14 protein-coding genes are annotated in these 15,118 nt (G+C 72.3%); 11 read left to right on the forward strand and 3 right to left on the reverse strand.

Annotated elements, in window-relative coordinates:
- Positions 1–48 precede the first annotated feature (48 nt).
- Both OG403_RS22215 and OG403_RS22220 read left to right on the forward strand, forming a co-directional pair.
- Entirely contained in the window at positions 49–1,020 is a 972-nt protein-coding gene (locus OG403_RS22215) for an ATP-binding cassette domain-containing protein (RefSeq protein WP_329567060.1), read from the forward strand.
- A gap of 1 nt (position 1,021) precedes the next feature.
- The gene (locus tag OG403_RS22220; RefSeq protein WP_329567062.1) at positions 1,022–1,885 is read left to right on the forward strand and encodes an ABC transporter permease; all 864 of its coding nucleotides are present in this window, start codon (positions 1,022–1,024) and stop codon (positions 1,883–1,885) included.
- Between the two features lie 112 nt (positions 1,886–1,997).
- Here OG403_RS22220 and greA read toward each other — a convergent pair whose 3' ends face one another.
- Positions 1,998–2,495, reverse strand: coding sequence for a transcription elongation factor GreA (gene greA, locus OG403_RS22225; protein ID WP_329567064.1), 498 nt, complete (start codon positions 2,493–2,495; stop codon positions 1,998–2,000).
- A gap of 254 nt (positions 2,496–2,749) precedes the next feature.
- Positions 2,750–3,169: a DUF4307 domain-containing protein gene (locus OG403_RS22230; protein ID WP_329567066.1), complete on the reverse strand. Its 420-nt coding sequence runs from the start codon at positions 3,167–3,169 to the stop codon at positions 2,750–2,752.
- Between the two features lie 138 nt (positions 3,170–3,307).
- Between OG403_RS22230 and mca the strand changes: the two genes are divergently transcribed.
- Positions 3,308–4,204 (forward strand): mycothiol conjugate amidase Mca, encoded by an 897-nt coding sequence (gene mca, locus OG403_RS22235; RefSeq protein ID WP_329567068.1) that lies wholly within the window; start codon positions 3,308–3,310, stop codon positions 4,202–4,204.
- Positions 4,205–4,289: 85 nt separating this feature from the next.
- Positions 4,290–4,481 (forward strand): hypothetical protein, encoded by a 192-nt coding sequence (locus OG403_RS22240; protein ID WP_329567070.1) that lies wholly within the window; start codon positions 4,290–4,292, stop codon positions 4,479–4,481.
- Positions 4,482–4,486: 5 nt separating this feature from the next.
- Here OG403_RS22240 and OG403_RS22245 read toward each other — a convergent pair whose 3' ends face one another.
- A complete protein-coding gene (locus OG403_RS22245; RefSeq protein ID WP_329567072.1) occupies positions 4,487–4,804 on the reverse strand; it encodes a hypothetical protein in 318 nt (105 codons plus the stop codon).
- 321 nt (positions 4,805–5,125) lie between these two features.
- On the opposite strand from OG403_RS22245, the gene OG403_RS22250 reads away from it, so the two are divergent.
- The 7 genes from OG403_RS22250 (at position 5,126) to OG403_RS22280 (ending at position 15,079) form a co-directional block, all read left to right on the forward strand.
- Positions 5,126–6,838: an LCP family protein gene (locus tag OG403_RS22250; RefSeq protein WP_329572451.1), complete on the forward strand. Its 1,713-nt coding sequence runs from the start codon at positions 5,126–5,128 to the stop codon at positions 6,836–6,838.
- Between the two features lie 93 nt (positions 6,839–6,931).
- On the forward strand, positions 6,932–8,956 hold the full coding sequence (locus OG403_RS22255; RefSeq protein WP_329567074.1) for an N-acetylmuramoyl-L-alanine amidase: 2,025 nt from the start codon (positions 6,932–6,934) through the stop codon (positions 8,954–8,956).
- A 126-nt stretch (positions 8,957–9,082) separates the two neighbouring features.
- The gene (locus tag OG403_RS22260) at positions 9,083–9,877 is read left to right on the forward strand and encodes a 4'-phosphopantetheinyl transferase family protein (protein ID WP_329567075.1); all 795 of its coding nucleotides are present in this window, start codon (positions 9,083–9,085) and stop codon (positions 9,875–9,877) included.
- 90 nt (positions 9,878–9,967) lie between these two features.
- Complete coding sequence (locus OG403_RS22265) at positions 9,968–12,319, forward strand: MMPL family transporter (protein ID WP_329567077.1); 2,352 nt, start codon at positions 9,968–9,970, stop codon at positions 12,317–12,319.
- Between the two features lie 105 nt (positions 12,320–12,424).
- Entirely contained in the window at positions 12,425–13,429 is a 1,005-nt protein-coding gene (locus OG403_RS22270; protein ID WP_329567079.1) for an ornithine carbamoyltransferase, read from the forward strand.
- Positions 13,426–14,667 carry an MFS transporter gene (locus OG403_RS22275; RefSeq protein ID WP_329567081.1) on the forward strand — a complete coding sequence of 414 codons (1,242 nt, stop codon included), beginning with the start codon at positions 13,426–13,428 and terminating at the stop codon, positions 14,665–14,667. Before OG403_RS22270 ends, OG403_RS22275 begins: the two co-directional genes overlap by 4 nt.
- A 187-nt stretch (positions 14,668–14,854) precedes the next feature.
- Positions 14,855–15,079, forward strand: coding sequence for an MbtH family protein (locus OG403_RS22280; protein WP_329567083.1), 225 nt, complete (start codon positions 14,855–14,857; stop codon positions 15,077–15,079).
- The last annotated feature ends 39 nt before the right edge of the window (positions 15,080–15,118 follow it).

Raw genomic sequence — 15,118 nt, forward strand, 5'->3', positions numbered from 1 at the left:
GAGTGGACCTGTACTGCGTCTGCCGTCCGGAAGAGATGAGACAGGCCCATGCAGCCAGCCATCCAAGCCGAGAACCTGGTGAAGACCTTCGGTGACGTGTGCGCCCTGGACGGGGTGAGCCTGGACGTGCCGCAGGGGACGGTGCTGGGCCTGCTCGGGCCCAACGGCGCGGGCAAGACCACCACCGTGAAGGTGCTGACCACGCTGCTGCACCCCGACTCGGGCCGCGCCACGGTGGCCGGCGTGGACGTGCTCAAGCACCCCAACCGGGTGCGCAGCCTGATCGGCCTCTCCGGCCAGTACGCCGCCGTGGACGAGTACCTGACGGGCCGGGAGAACCTCCAGATGGTCGGCGAGCTCTACCAGATGAGCGCGCGGGAGGCCAAGGCCCGGGCGCGCGAGCTGCTGGAGTGGTTCAACCTCACCGAGGCCGCCGACCGCATCGCCAAGACCTACTCCGGCGGCATGCACCGCCGCCTGGACCTGGCCGCCGCGCTGGTGGTCCGCCCGCCGGTGATGTTCCTGGACGAGCCGACCACCGGCCTGGACCCGCGCAACCGCCTCGCGCTCTGGGAGGTGATCGAGGACCTGGTCGAACAGGGCACCACGCTGCTGCTCACCACCCAGTACCTGGAGGAGGCCGACCGCCTGGCGCACGACATCGCCGTGGTCGACCGGGGCAAGGTGATCGCGCGCGGCACCGCCGACCAGCTCAAGGCGCAGATCGGCGGCGAGCGGGTGGAGGTGGTGGTGCACCAGCCCGACCTGATCGCCACCGCCGTGGAGGCGCTGAAGAGCTACGCGGTGGGCGAGCCGAGCGTGGAGCGGAACACCCGCCGGATCACCATGCCGGTCAGCGGCGGCGCCAAGGTGCTCGCCGACGTGATCCGCGAGCTGGACTCGCGGGACGTCGAGATCGACGACATCGGGCTGCGCCGGCCCACCCTGGACGACGTCTTCCTGTCGCTGACCGGGCACGCCACGGCGGCCGAGAACGGCGAGTCGGGCGAGGAGGCCTGAGATGAGCGCGAACTCCGCCACCGAACAGGCCATCGGCGCCGCCGTCCCGCGCCAGCGGCACGGCCTGGCCGCCATGGCGCACGACTCCTGGGTGGTCGCCCGGCGCAACCTGCGCCGGATGTCCAGGATTCCGGAGATCGTGGTCTTCGGGCTGCTCCAGCCGGTGATGTTCGTCCTGCTCTTCTCGTTCGTGATGGGCGGGGCGATCAACGTCCCGGGAGCCGGGGCCAGTTCCTCGATCTACATCCAGTTCCTGATGGCCGGCATCTTCGCGCAGACCGTCACCTTCGCGGTGGCGGGCGCCTCGGCCGGCATCGCGGAGGACATGACCAAGGGCCTGGTGGACCGGTTCCGCTCGCTGCCGATGACCCGCTCGGCGGTGCTGGTCGGGCGCACCCTGGCCGACCTGTGCCAGACCGCCTTCACCCTGCTGGTGCTCGCGATGGTGGCGCTCGCGGTCGGCTGGCGGATCCACCACGGGTTCCCGCAGGCGCTGGCCGCCTTCGCGCTGCTCCTGCTGCTCGGCTACGCGTTCTCCTGGATCGGCGCGCTGATCGGGCTCTCGGTGCGCAGCCCGGAGGCGGCCACCTCGGCGGGGCTGATCTGGCTCTTCCCGCTGACCTTCATCTCCAACGCCTTCGTGCCGGTCAGCAGCATGCCGGGCTGGTTGCAGCCGATCGCCTACTGGAACCCGTTCAGCGCCACCGTGCAGGCCTGCCGCAACCTCTTCGGCAACCAGATCGGGCCGGTGGCCGAGGCCTGGCCGATGCAGCACGCGGTCGGCGTGTCGATCGGCTCCTCGCTGGTGGTGATGGCGGTCTTCTCCTGGCTGTCGGTGCGCAAGTACCGCTCCGCGGTCGAGTAGCGGGGGTCGCTCCGCGGTCGAGTAGCCGCAGCGTGCCGATCCGCCCGGAAACGCGGGAGCGCCCCGGACCACGAGGGTCCGGGGCGCTCGCGCGTTGCCGCGGCGGGGTGGGTCAGCCGACGTACGGCTTGACCTCGAGGATCTTCACTCCGGCCTTCTTGCCGTTGGGCAGCTCGTACTCGGCGCTGTCGCCGATCTGCTTGCCGTCGATGGCGCGGCCGAGCGGGGACTGCGGCGAGTAGACGTCCAGGTCGTCGCCGGCCACCTCGCGCGAGCCGAGCAGGAAGACCATGGTGTCGTCCGGGTCGCCGCCGAAGGCCACGGTCACGACCATGCCGGGGGCGACCACGCCGGAGTCCGCGGGGGCCTCGCCCACCTTGGCCCGCTCCAGGAGCTGGGTGAGCTGGCGGATCCGCAGCTCCATCTTGCCCTGCTCCTCGCGGGCGGCGTGGTAACCGGCGTTCTCCTTGAGGTCACCCTCTTCGCGCGCGGCCTCGATCTTCTGGGTGATCTCGGTGCGCAAGGGACCGGTCAGCTGGTCCAGCTCGTCCCTGAGCTTGTCGTAGCCGGCCTGAGTGAGCCAGGTCACGTTCTCGCTGGTCTGGGTCACGGGTGCTCCTCGTCGGTGCTGGGAGGTGCTGAGGGTGTCGTCAGCAGTGGTACGGGTGCTCTCTACAAAGCAACGCCCACGTCCGAGCCGTGCGGCACGGAAGGGGCGAAACCACGAGCCTAACAATCTCCGGCCCGGGGTGGGAGTCCCGTAGCGGCGCGTTAGCGGTCCGTTTGCGGCTCCGGCGCTAACGGACTGCCCGCAGGGCGGCTCGGCGATGCCCGCCGAAGCCCACCCGACCGGGTTACACCCGGTTACTTCGAGGGCGTACAGCCCATCAGTTCGGCGGTGGTGCCGCGCGCGGTGGTGCGGATGGTGATCGAGTGCACAAAAGTGGTGCCCTGCTTGGGGACCGGCACGTCGAGCTGGCCGACCACCGTGCCGTCGGCGGCCTGCGAGCGGATCGTGCAGGTGCCGCCGGTGCCGGAGTCCTTGAGGACCGACAGCTCGGCCTGCACCTGGGAGTCCGAGACGATGTTGAAGGTCGGCACCGCGCCGTTCAGCTTGCTCTGGGTCGAGATGTACGAGCTGCCGAACCAGGCCACCAGGCCCAGCACCAGGACGCCCAGGACCGCGCCGACCACCTTCAGCGTGTGGTCCGCCTGCTGGTCGCTGCTCCTGCCGTAGCGGCCCTGCGGAGCGGTGCCGGGCGTGCTGCTGCTGGTGGCGGTCATGGCAGGTTCAGTCCCTTCCGTGGAGGCCGCTGGTTGGCGCACCGGTTCGCGCACCGAGCGCGGGGAATGTGCGGGCCGTCCAGTCCGTCACTATAGGGGGACAAGCTGAGCCCGGACATTCCCGGAAGGAACCAGGCGTTGACTGAGCAGTTGCGGCTGATGGCGGTGCACGCGCACCCGGACGACGAGTCCAGCAAGGGTGCGGCCACCATGGCCATGTATGTCGCCCAGGGCGTTGAGGTGCTGGTGGCCACCTGCACCGGCGGGGAGCGCGGCTCTGTGCTCAACCCGAAGCTCCAGGGCGATCCGTATGTCGAGGAGAACATCCACGAGGTGCGGCGCAAGGAGATGGACGCCGCACGGGAGATCCTGGGGGTCGAGCAGGCCTGGCTGGGCTTCGTCGACTCCGGGCTGCCCGAGGGCGACCCGCTGCCGCCGCTGCCCGAGGGCTGTTTCGCGCTGCAGGACGAGAAGGCGGCGGCCGAGCCGCTGGTGCGCCTGATCCGCGAGTTCAAGCCGCAGGTGATCACCACCTACGACGAGAACGGCGGCTACCCGCACCCCGACCACATCATGACCCACAAGATCACCATGCTGGCCTTCGAGGCAGCGGGTGACCCGGACGCCTACCCGGAGGCCGGTGAGCCCTGGCAGCCGCTGAAGCTCTACTACAACCACGGCTTCCCGATGGGCCGGATCCGCGCCCTGCACGCCTACCTCACCGAGAACGGCCACGATTCGCCGTACGGCGAGTGGATCGCCGGCTGGGAGAAGAGCGGCCGGGCGGAGCGCGAGATCACCACCCGGGTGCACTGCGCGGACTGGTTCGAGACCCGGGACAAGGCGCTGCTCGCGCACGCCACCCAGATCGATCCGGACGGCCCGTGGTTCCGGGTCCCGCTCACGGTGCAGCGGGAGGTCTGGCCGACCGAGGACTACGAGCTGGCCCGTTCGCTGGTCGACACCGACCTGCCGGAGGACGACCTGTTCGCCGGGCTGCGCGCCGTCTCGCTGGCGGGGGACGCGGCGCAGTAGTCCGACGCCGCTGGTGGGGCGGGTCGTTCGCGACACGCCCCACCCCGGTGACCCGGGCGTCGGACAGCCGGGTCACCATGGAGCCATGAGTACCTCCGTGAACCTCGCGCACGCCGCCACCGAGCTGGCCTACGACCCGAACTCGGTCACCCCGGGCCTGCTCGGCTTCGTCGTCTTCTGCGGCCTGGGCGTGGCCACCTGGTTCCTGCTGAAGTCGATGAACGGCCAGTTCAAGCGGATCGACTTCACCGAGGAGCCGGAGAACCCCAAGGAGTAGCGGGTTCAGCGGACCGCGTCGACCAGCTCCTCCCGGCGCCGCCTGCCGGCGTAGCAGCCGAGGTCGACCCGGTCGATCCCGACGATCGACGGCGCCACGTGGTGCCGTACCCCGGCGCGTTGCTCCGCTGCCGGCAGGTGGCGCCCGACGGCCTCGAAGAAGCCGATCGCGGCGGACCGCCGCATCGTCGCCCGGTTCGTGACGTCGATCACCACCTCGACCCCGTCCAGTGCCCGGTCGATCCCTTCGCCGGTGACCAGGTCGATCCCGGACGACCGCGCCAGCACCACCGGTTGGTGCCCGGCCGCCGTCAGCGCGGTCACCAGGGGACGTCCCGTCAGACCCGCACCGCCCGCCACCGCTACTCGCAGCTGCCTGCCGCTCCTGCCCGGTCCGGTTGAGGGTGCGCTGAGTGGACAAGGCGGCGGCGCGGGCTGTGACATCGCGCCGGTGCGGGGCTTCGAGTGCCGCTGCCCCTGCCGACCGGCCGGTAGCGGCGGTCGCATACCCTGTTCCCTCGCAGTTCGGCTTCAAAGGGTGGACAGCTATGCTGCGCGCCGGGAACCGAGGCGCGACACGCCGACGTCCCGATATTCACGACCAAGCACGACCAGGCACGAACGAAGGCGGCGGACGTGAGCGAGATGCAGGTGGACAGCCCCGGTCCCGGGCCGCGTCGTCGTGCCCGCGGTGCCCAGCCCCCGGCGCCGGTGACCGGTGGTCGGGCGGCGGCCCGCAAGAGCCAGAAGAAGCCCAAGCGCGGCCTGCGGATCCTGGCCTACACCACGGCCGGTCTGGTGCTGGTGACGGCGGGCACCTTCGGCTACATATACGAGAAGCTGAACGGCAACATCAAGCACTCGGCGCTGTTCGCCGGCACCTCGGGTGACGCGGGCCACGAGAAGCCCGACGCCTTCGGCCGCACTCCGATCAACATCATGGTGATCGGCTCCGACACCCGCGACAACGCCGCCGACTGCGCGATCGGCGGCGACTGCGGGCCCGGTGCCAACGCCGACGTGGAGATGGTGCTGCACGTCTCCGCGGACCGCAGCAACGCGACGGTGATGAGCATCCCGCGCGACATCATCACCGACCTGCCGGGCTGCACCGACACCCAGAACCACACGGTGATGAAGCCGCAGCGGAACATGATCAACAGCACCCTGGACTACGGCCCGGGCTGCACGGTGGCCGCCGTGCACCAGCTGACCGGCATACCCATCGACCACTTCATGATGGTCGACTTCACCGGTGTGGTGCAGATGTCGGACGCGGTCGGCGGCGTGCCGGTCTGCGTCGACAACAACGTCTACGACCCCGATTCGCACCTCAAGCTGAAGCAGGGCAACCACACCCTGCAGGGCATGGCGGCGCTGGAGTTCGTCCGCACCCGGCACGGCTTCGGCGACGGCAGCGACCTGGGCCGCACGGTGGCCCAGCACATGTTCCTCAGCTCGATGGTCCGCCAGCTGAAGAGCGCCGGCACGCTGACCAACCCGACCGCGGTGCTCTCGCTGGCCAACGCCGCCACCAAGGCGCTGACCGTCGACGACGGCCTGAGCGGCATCACCAACCTGGTGGGCCTGGCCGACGACCTCAACAAGGTCCCGACCAACCGCATCACCATGACCACGATGCAGAACGACCCGGACCCCACCAACAACTCCCGGGTGGTGGTCGACCCGTCCGCGAAGAACCTGTTCAACGCGATCATCAACGACCAGTCGCTGACCGCCGGTGACGGCTCCAAGTCCTCGGCCGCCGCGCAGGCCACCTCCAGCGCCAACCCCGCCGCCCCGTCGTCCCCCGTCGCTCCGGCCGCGCCCACCCCGGCCGCTCCGGCGGCGGGTGCCGGCGCGCCGATGCGGGAGATCGCGGTCCACGTGGAGAACGGCAGCGGGGTGCCCGGCCGGGCCGCCGATCTGGCCACCTCCCTGAAGACGACCGGTTACAGCTCCCTCACCGCCGCCTCCAACGCCACCGCTTCCGCCGAGACCAGCGAGGTCACCTACACGGCGGGCCGGGAGGCCGACGCCCAGGAGGTGGCCGCCTCGGTCGGTCTGCCCGCCTCGGCGGTCAGGCCGGGCAACGGCGCCGGGATCACCCTGGTGATCGGCAAGGACTGGACCAGCGGCACCACCTTCGGTGGCGGCTCCGCCTCGGGCGGCGCTCCCGCCTCGCCGGCCCCGGTCAACACCCAGGCGGCGCTGAGCAACTCCAACGCGCAGACCGCGGACGACTCCACCAAGTGCGCCCAGGTCAGCACCCAGGACACGGTGTCGCTCAACGGCGTCGGGATGACCCCGACCAGGGCCTACGCCAAGAGCCCGAGCGTGCCGGACTCCGCGCCCTGATCGGAGCCTCGCCGCACCGCACCGGTCCGGCGAACGGCTCGTGACGTCGTGTCACTGCGCGTCACGGGCCGTCATGCGGGATAGAACCGGGGCATGTCCAATCTCTCGAGGTCCTGCCGCCGCCTGCCGGCCGCCCTGGTCGCCCTGGCCCTGGTCGGCGTCACCGGGCCGGCCTGGTCCACCGACGCCGCCTCCGACACCGCCGCCGGCGTCACCACCGGGCAGCTGCAGCGCCAGTTCGACCTCGCCGCGCGGGAGTTCGGGGTGCCGCGGGGCCTGCTGCTGGCGCTGGCCTACCAGGAGAGCCGCTGGGAGTCGCACCAGGGCCAGCCGAGCACCACGGGCAACTACGGTGTCCTCGGCCTGACCGGGGTCGACGTCGCCGCGCTGAACGCCGCGCGGGCCGGTCGGGCCACGGCGGAGCGGGACGCGCGCGGTGACGGCGCGGCGGTCCGCGCGGACCGCTCGACTCCCGATGTGCGGCCGCTCACCGACTCCCCGGCGCTGCACACGCTGGACGCCGCCGCGACGCTGATCCACCGGCCGCCGGCCGCGCTGCGCGGTGACAGCGCGCAGAACATCCGGGGCGGTGCCGCGTTGCTGGCGCGCTACCAGCGGGAGGCGGGCGGGTCCGCCGTCGCGGATCCGGCCCGGTGGTACCAGGCGGTGGCCCGGTTCGGCGGCGGCGGCCCGGTGCAGCCGGGCGGGGCGCAGGCGGGCCGGGTGTTCGCCGACCGGGTGCTGCGGACCGTGCGGACCGGAGCGGCCCGGACCACCTCGGACGGCCAACTGGTGGTGCTGCCGCCCGACCCCGACCTGCTGCCGCCCGAGGAGCCGGGCACCCCGGACGCCTCGGACCTGCTGGGCGTGCTGGGCGCGATGGGGCAGCCGGCCGAGTGCCCGGCCGACCTCGGGTGCGGCTTCACCCCCGCCGCGTACGCGCTGACCGACCCCAAGGACCCGACCTCGTACGGGAACTACAACCCGGCCAACCGTCCCGAGGACGGCCAGGCGATCCGCTACATCGTCATCCACGACACCGAGGGCGACTACGCCGGGTCGCTCGCCGCCTTCCAGGACCCGCACGAGCAGGCCTGCGCGCACTACCTGATCCGCGCCTCCGACGGCCATGTCACCCAGCTGGTGCGCACCAAGGACATCGCCTGGCACGCCGGCAACAAGACGATCAACATGCACAGCATCGGGATCGAGCACGAGGGCTACGCGGTCCCCACCGACCGCCCGACCTGGTACTCCGAGCAGCTCTACGAGTCCTCCGCCGAGCTGGTGCGCTACCTCGCCGCCCGGTTCGGCGTGCCGCTGGACCGCCAGCACATCATCGGCCACGACGACGTGCCCGGGCCGACCCAGGGCGCCGTGGCCGACATGCACTGGGACCCGGGGACCATCTGGGACTGGAGCCACTACCTCGACCTGCTCGGCGCACCGGTCCAGCCCGGCACCGACACCCCGCCGAAGGCCGGCGACACGGTGACCATCGCCCCGCCCTTCGACGCGGCCAACGAGCCCCCGGTCTCCGGGCTGGCGGCCCGGCCGGAGAACTTCGTCTACCTGCGCACCCGGCCGCAGGCCGACGCGCCGCTGGTCAACGGCGGTGGCACCAAGGCCGACGACTGGAGCGACAAGGCGGTGACCGGCACCCGCTACGTCGTCGCCGACCGGCAGGGCGACTGGACGGCGATCTGGTACGACGGCCAGAAGTGCTGGTTCTTCGACCCGAACGGGCGGGCCGCCAGGACCGACCGGCGCTCCGGCCCGGCCGAGCCGACCCTGCTGACCCCGCGCCCCGGCCTCAGCGGCATCCCGGTCTACGGCCGGGCCTACCCCGAGGCCGCCGCCTACGCCCGCTACCCCGCCATCAAGGTGATCCCGGTGGAGCCGCTGAAGCAGACCATCCCGGCCGGCCAGCGCTACCTGGCCGTCAACTCGGCGCCGCAGCCGGCCGATTACTTCTACGACGAGAACATCAACGGCGACGCTCCCGACGACCGGACCCTGGTGGTGGGCAAGGAGACGTACTACCCGATCCGCTTCAACCACCGCCTGGCGTTCCTGAAGGCCGCCGACGTCCAGGTGGTCCCCGCCGCGGTGGAGTGAGAGCGGGCGGGCCGCCCGGACAGCTCCCCGGCCCGTATAGATCCCTGATAGGCCCCGGATAGGAGCCGCCCCGACGCTGGGTCGAGGCAAGTCTCCCGTCCGGGAGCCGAGGAAGGGAGAAGACGGATGGACGCTGGCGACCCTCGAGCGGTCTTCGACGCCGGCGTCACGCATGTCTGGCACGGGACGACCCGCGGGCCGCTCGGCGCCGACGATCTCGCGGTGCTCTCGGCCGCCGAACGGGACCGGGCACGGCAGATGGCCGAGCAGGCAGGTCTGCACTACGCGGGCGCGCACGTGGCCGTCCGCCGCATCCTGGCCGGCTACCTGGGCACCGAACCCGCCGGACTGCGGATGGGGCGGCTGCGCTGCCCCGAGTGCGGTGGCACCGACCACGGTGCGCCGTGCGTGGTCTGGCCGCCGAGCCGGTTGAGCTACAGCCTCTCCCGCTCCGGCCCGCACTGGCTGCTGGGGATCACGGCGGGCCACCAGCTCGGCGTGGACCTCGAAGCCTCGCTGAACTTCATCGACGCCGAACAGGTGGCGCCGATGGTGCTCTCCCCGAGCGAACTCGCCCACCTGAGAGCCCAGGGCGACGACGAGAGCCGGTTCGCCGAGTTCCTGCGCTGCTGGACGCGCAAGGAGGCCGTCCTCAAGGCCAGCGGCATCGGCCTGATGGCCGACGTCAGCTCGGTCGACGTGCAACCCGCCCGGCCCGGACCGGTGGTGGTCCGGCACTCCGCCGTGACCGGCCCCGGGGCCTGGGTGGTGGCCGACCTGCGCATCGGCGGCGGCCGCTGGGCCGCCATCGCCCGGGAGCCCGAGGGCGCCGGAGAACTGGTGGTGCGCGCGTACTCCCCGAACGACCGAACAGCGGAACCGCACGCGGCGGCCGCGCGGCTGCCCGTGCCCACCGCGTGAATCCGTGACCCACCACGTGAGATCCAGCGCGTGAAACCGACCGACCCACCAGATCTCTGAGTGACCCTCACCGGAGAAGAGGAGATGGCCGTGCCGACCCCCGTCGAACGGACTGCCCGTCATACCCCACCGACACCTTCGCGCCGCAGGCCGCTGATCGAGCGGGTGACCGGCTGGTCGGCCAGAAACAGAAAGACCGCCCTGCTGGGCTGGATCGCCTTCGTCGTGCTGGCGCTCGCCGTCGGCTCGGTGCTGGGCGGCAAGGGCCCGAAGAGCTACGACCCCGGCGAGTCCGGCGTGGCCCAGCGGATGATCGACCAGGCCGGCCCCAACTCCCGTCCCCCGGCGGAGAGTGTGCTCGTCCAGGCGGGCCCGTCGAGCGCCGGCTTCGGCACCGACGCCGCGATGCGCCAAGCCGTCTCCCAGGTCGCCGCCGCGCTGCGGGCGCTGCCCGCGAGCACCTTGACGAACGTCCAGGAGCCGACGGCGACGGCCGCTCAGGGCCTGATATCGGCCGACGGCCGTTCGGCACTGGTCACCTTCCAGCTGGCCGGCCCCGGTTACGGCTGGGACGACGCGGACACCACGGTCGCCGCCGCCGAGCAGGCGGTGGCCAAGGTCGCCGCCGCGCATCCGGAACTGAAGATCGTCGAGGCCGGCGACGCGAGCGTCAACCAGGCGGTGGCCAAGGCCACGGCGAAGGACTTCGCCAAGGCCGAGCAGACCTCGGTGCCGCTCACGCTGCTCGTCCTGCTGATGGTCTTCGGTGCGCTCGTCGCGGCCGGCATCCCGGTGCTGCTGTCGATCACCGCCGTGGCGGCGGCGCTCGGGCTGATGCACCTGGCGGGCCACTGGGTGCCGGTCAACAACTCGGCCGCCTCGGTGGTGCTGCTGGTCGGCATGGCCGTCGGCGTCGACTACTCGCTCTTCTACCTGCGCCGGGTCCGCGAGGAGCGGCTCGCGGGCCGCAGCCCGGAGCAGGCGCTGCGGATCACCGCGGCGACCTCCGGCCGGGCGGTGGCCGTCTCCGGCCTGACCGTGATGGTCTCGATGGCCGGGCTGCTCTTCACCGGGATCGACACCTTCACCGGGATGACGGTGGGCACCATCATCGTCGTGCTGCTCGCGGTGATCGGCTCGCTGACGGCGCTGCCCGCGCTGCTCTCGCTGCTCGGCCACCGGATGGACGCCGGCCGGCTGCCCTGGCTCGGCCGCCGCCGGGCCGCCGCCCGTGACTCCCGGATGTGGGGCTCGCTGGTCGGCCAGGTCGTCAAGCGGCCGCTGGTCTGGGGCGGTTCGGTGCTGGCGCTGCTGCTCGTCGCCGCCCTGCCCGCGCTGGACATGCGGCTGGCCGACCCGAGCCTGCAGAACGAACTGCCGCGCAGCGTCCCGGAGATCGCCAACATGGTGGCCATCCAGGACGCCTTCCCCGGCAGTCCGGCCCCGGCCATCGTGGTGGCCCGCGGCGCCGTCGTGCACAGCCCGGCGTTCGACCAGGCCATCGCCGCCCTGCACCGCGAAGTCGCCGCGAGCGGTGGCGCGTTGCACGAGCCGGTCGCCGTGACGCCGGTGGGCGAGGCGGCCAACAACACCGTCGTGGTGTACGTGCCGCTGGCCGGCAACACCAGTGACGCGCCCGCCGTGGCCGCCCTCAAGACCCTGCGGGAGCAGGCCCTGCCGCAGAGCCTGGGCAAGGTGGCGGGCCTGCAGTACGCGGTGACCGGCGAGACCGCGGTCTCGGACTTCGCCGACGCGGTCCGCAGCAGCATCCCGATCGTCTTCGCCTTCGTGCTCGGCTTCGCCTTCCTGCTGCTGGTCGCGGCCTTCCGGTCGCTGGCCGTGCCGCTCGTCTCGATCCTGCTCAACCTGGTCTCGATCGGTGCCGCCTACGGCGTCATGACCTGGATCTTCCAGGACGGGCACGGCAGTTCACTGATCGGGTTCCACCCCTACGGCGGGGTGATCAGCTGGCTCCCGCTCTTCATGTTCGTGATCCTCTTCGGGCTGTCGATGGACTACCACGTCTTCATCCTGAGCCGGATCCGCGAGCTGCACCTGCGCGGTGCGGACGGCCGGCTGGCCGTCACCAAGGGCATCTCCGGCAGCGCCGGCGTGGTGACCAGCGCGGCGGGGGTCATGGTCGCGGTCTTCTCGATCTTCGCCACGCTGTCCATGGCCGACTACAAGATGCTCGGCGTGGGCATGGCCGTCGCCGTCCTGATCGACGCCACGCTGGTCCGGGGCATCCTGCTGCCGTCGGCGCTCGCGCTGCTCGGCGAGCGGGCCTGGACGCTGCCCGGCTGGCTGGCCTGGGTGCCGAGCCTGTCGGTGGAGGGCGAGGCCGAGGCCGAGGAGGAGCCGGTGCCGGACGCCGCGCCGGAGTACGACCTCGCGGTCCTCGAGACGCAGTACGAGCCCGTGCGGGAGCTCGGGCGCGTCTGACCTCCGGACCGAGGACCCCCAACGGCCCGCCGTGGCTGCCGATGGCAGGGCGGCGGGCCGTGCCACACCCTGGTGCCGAACCGATCCCACTCTCAGGAGCACACCGTGGCCGTACGCCACCTCATCTCTCTCGAAGACCTCACCGATGCCGAGTTGCGGTCCGTGGTGGCCCGGGGTGCCGCGTTCGCGGACGGGCAGGGCAGGGCGGCGCGTCCGCTGGACGGCGCGGTCGCCGGGATCTACTTCCGCAAGACCTCGACCCGCACCCGCACGGCGTTCTCCGCCGGGGCGCTGCGGCTGGGCGGCCAGATCGTCGGCTACGGGCCGGACGACCTCCAGCTGAGCACCGGGGAGACCAGCCAGGACACCGGGCAGGTGTTCGCGCGGATGCTGGACATCCTGGTCGCCCGGACCGCGGGCGAGACGGCCGAGCTGCGGGCCTGGGCGGACCAGGACCGGATGTCGGTGGTCAACGCGATGAGCGCCGACGAGCACCCGACCCAGGGGCTGACCGATCTGACCACCCTGCTGCGGCAGTTCGGGCGGATCGACGGCCTGCGGGTGCTTTACGTCGGCGAGGGCAACAACACCGCCGCCGCCCTGGCGCTCGGCCTGCTGCGCTTCGCGCGGGTCGAGCTGGAGCTGCGCACGCCGCCCGGCTTCGGCCTCACCGCGGACATCCGGGCCAAGGCGCTGGCCCGGGCGGCGAAGAGCGGTTCCCGGCTGATCGAGCGGCACGACATGGACGAGCTGCCGGTGGACGTGGACGCCGTCTACACCTCGCGCTGGCAGACCACCGGCACCTCCAAGGCGGACCCGAACTGGCGTCGGCTGTTCGAGCCGTTCCGGATCACCGCCGCGCTCTGGGAGCTCAGCCCGAAGGCCGCCTTCCTGCACGACCTGCCCGCCCACCGGGGCGAGGAGGTCACCGCCGAGGTGCTGGACGGCCCGGCCAGCATCGCCTTCGACCAGGCGGCGAACAAGATGTACAGCGCGATGGCGGTGCTGGAGTGGTGCCGCGCGGGCGCCGTCGGCGGCCAGTCCGCCGGTGGTCGGTCCGCCCGCGCCGGCTGGTCCGCCGGGCCGGCGATCGAGGACGACCTCCGATGACCACCCAGACCGTCGCTCCGCCGGTGCAGGCTCCGGTCGAACCGCTGCGCCGCAACCGGGACTTCCTGATGCTCTGGATCGGCGCGGGCGTCTCGATGCTGGGCCTGCGGGCGGGCACGGTCGCCTACCCGCTGCTGGTGGTCTGGCAGGGCGGCTCGCCGGTCGCCGCCGGCCTGGTGGGCTTCGCCGCCGTGCTGCCGCAGCTGCTGGTGCAGCTGCCGGCGGGCGTGGCGGTGGACCGCTGGGACCGGCGCAGGGTGCTGGTGACCTGCGATCTGGTCGGCCTGCTGGCGATGGCGTCGGTCGCCGCGATGGTGCTGCACGGCGGGCTCTGGCTGCCGCTGCTGATGGCGGCGGCCTTCGCCGAGGGCAGCGCGGCGCTGGTCTACCGGCTGGCCGAGCGGGCGGCCGTGCGCAATCTGGTGGCACCCGAGCAGCTCTCCGCCGCGCTCGGCCAGAACGAGGCCCGCGGGCAGGCCGCCGGGCTGGTCGGCGGCCCGGCCGGCAGCGGGCTGTTCACCCTGGCGGGCTGGCTGCCGTTCGGCTTCGCGGCCCTCGCGCACCTGGTGGCGCTGGGCACCCTGCTGCTGATCAGGAAGGAGCTCCAGGAGACCCGGACCCCCGAGCCGCGCCGGGTGCGCACCGAGGTCGCCCAGGGGCTGGCCTGGGTCTGGCAGCAGCGCTTCATGCGGGCCGCGGTGGTGCTGATCGCGGGCAGCAACCTGCTCTTCCAGGTGCTGGCGCTGGCGCTGGTCCTGGTGGTGAAGCAGCACGGCGGTTCGCCGCTGACGATCGGGCTGATCGGCATGGCGTCGGGGGTGGGCGGGGTGGCCGGTGCGCTGGCCGGGCCGCGCTGCATGCGGCGGGTGCCGATGTCGGTGCTGATCTGCGGCACGCTGGTGGCCTGGGCACTGCTGGTGCTGCCGGTCGCCTTCACGAGTGCGCCGGTGCTGCTGGGCGCGCTCTTCTCGGGCATGAGCTTCGCGGGCGCGCTGGTCAACGTGGTGGCCGGGGTGCACCAGGTCCAGGTCACCCCCGATGCCCTCCAGGGGCGGGTGACCAGCGTCTTCGCGCTGGCCGGCTCCGGGATGAACTCGGCCGGGGCGCTGGCCGGCGGCCTGCTGCTGGCCGCGCTCGGCACCCGCACCACGGTGCTGGGGGTGGCGGCGGCGATGGCGGTGATGGCGGTCGCGGCGGTGCTCGCACCGGCGGTCAGGAGCGGTGGCGCAGCGGCCTGAGGTGGGGCGAGGCGCACGGCCCGGCGGAGTGTTCTCCGTCGGGCCGTCGCCGTATGTGCGGGCGGTAGCGGTCGCAGAGATCCCGTATAGACGCGCCCCCGAGGCTGGTCGCAACGCAGGGACCGGCCGGGGCCGCAGCGCCCTGCACCGGACCAGAACACGACCCGTGAAGTCTGAGGAGATTTCCATGTCCAGTGCACAGACCGACACCGCTCCCTCCTTCCACGTGGTGCTCAACGACGAGGAGCAGTACTCGCTCTGGTCGGCCGACCGCGAGCTGCCCGCCGGCTGGCGCGCGGCGGGCTTCACCGGCACCCGCGAGGAGTGCCTGGCGCACATCGCCGAGGTGTGGACGGACATGCGCCCGCTGAGCCTGCGTCAGCGGATGCAGCAGACCGCCGCCGCTGCCTGACCCACCCGGACCACCTCGACCCCCGCCCATCGGCAGCTG

Origin of the sequence: Kitasatospora sp. NBC_01266, from assembly GCF_036242395.1 — a bacterium.
Classification (GTDB): domain Bacteria; phylum Actinomycetota; class Actinomycetes; order Streptomycetales; family Streptomycetaceae; genus Kitasatospora.

Excerpts from the sequence above, each read along its gene's own strand:
- OG403_RS22240 (WP_329567070.1), top strand. The coding sequence starts at position 4,290 with ATGAGTACCTCCGTGAACCTCGCGCACGCCGCCACCGAGCTGGCCTAC.
- OG403_RS22260 (WP_329567075.1), top strand. The coding sequence starts at position 9,083 with ATGGACGCTGGCGACCCTCGAGCGGTCTTCGACGCCGGCGTCACGCAT.
- OG403_RS22280 (WP_329567083.1), top strand. The coding sequence starts at position 14,855 with ATGTCCAGTGCACAGACCGACACCGCTCCCTCCTTCCACGTGGTGCTC.
- OG403_RS22230 (WP_329567066.1), bottom strand. The coding sequence starts at position 3,169 with ATGACCGCCACCAGCAGCAGCACGCCCGGCACCGCTCCGCAGGGCCGC.
- OG403_RS22250 (WP_329572451.1), top strand. The coding sequence starts at position 5,126 with ATGCAGGTGGACAGCCCCGGTCCCGGGCCGCGTCGTCGTGCCCGCGGT.
- OG403_RS22220 (WP_329567062.1), top strand. The coding sequence starts at position 1,022 with ATGAGCGCGAACTCCGCCACCGAACAGGCCATCGGCGCCGCCGTCCCG.
- OG403_RS22275 (WP_329567081.1), top strand. The coding sequence starts at position 13,426 with ATGACCACCCAGACCGTCGCTCCGCCGGTGCAGGCTCCGGTCGAACCG.
- OG403_RS22215 (WP_329567060.1), top strand. The coding sequence starts at position 49 with ATGCAGCCAGCCATCCAAGCCGAGAACCTGGTGAAGACCTTCGGTGAC.
- OG403_RS22255 (WP_329567074.1), top strand. The coding sequence starts at position 6,932 with ATGTCCAATCTCTCGAGGTCCTGCCGCCGCCTGCCGGCCGCCCTGGTC.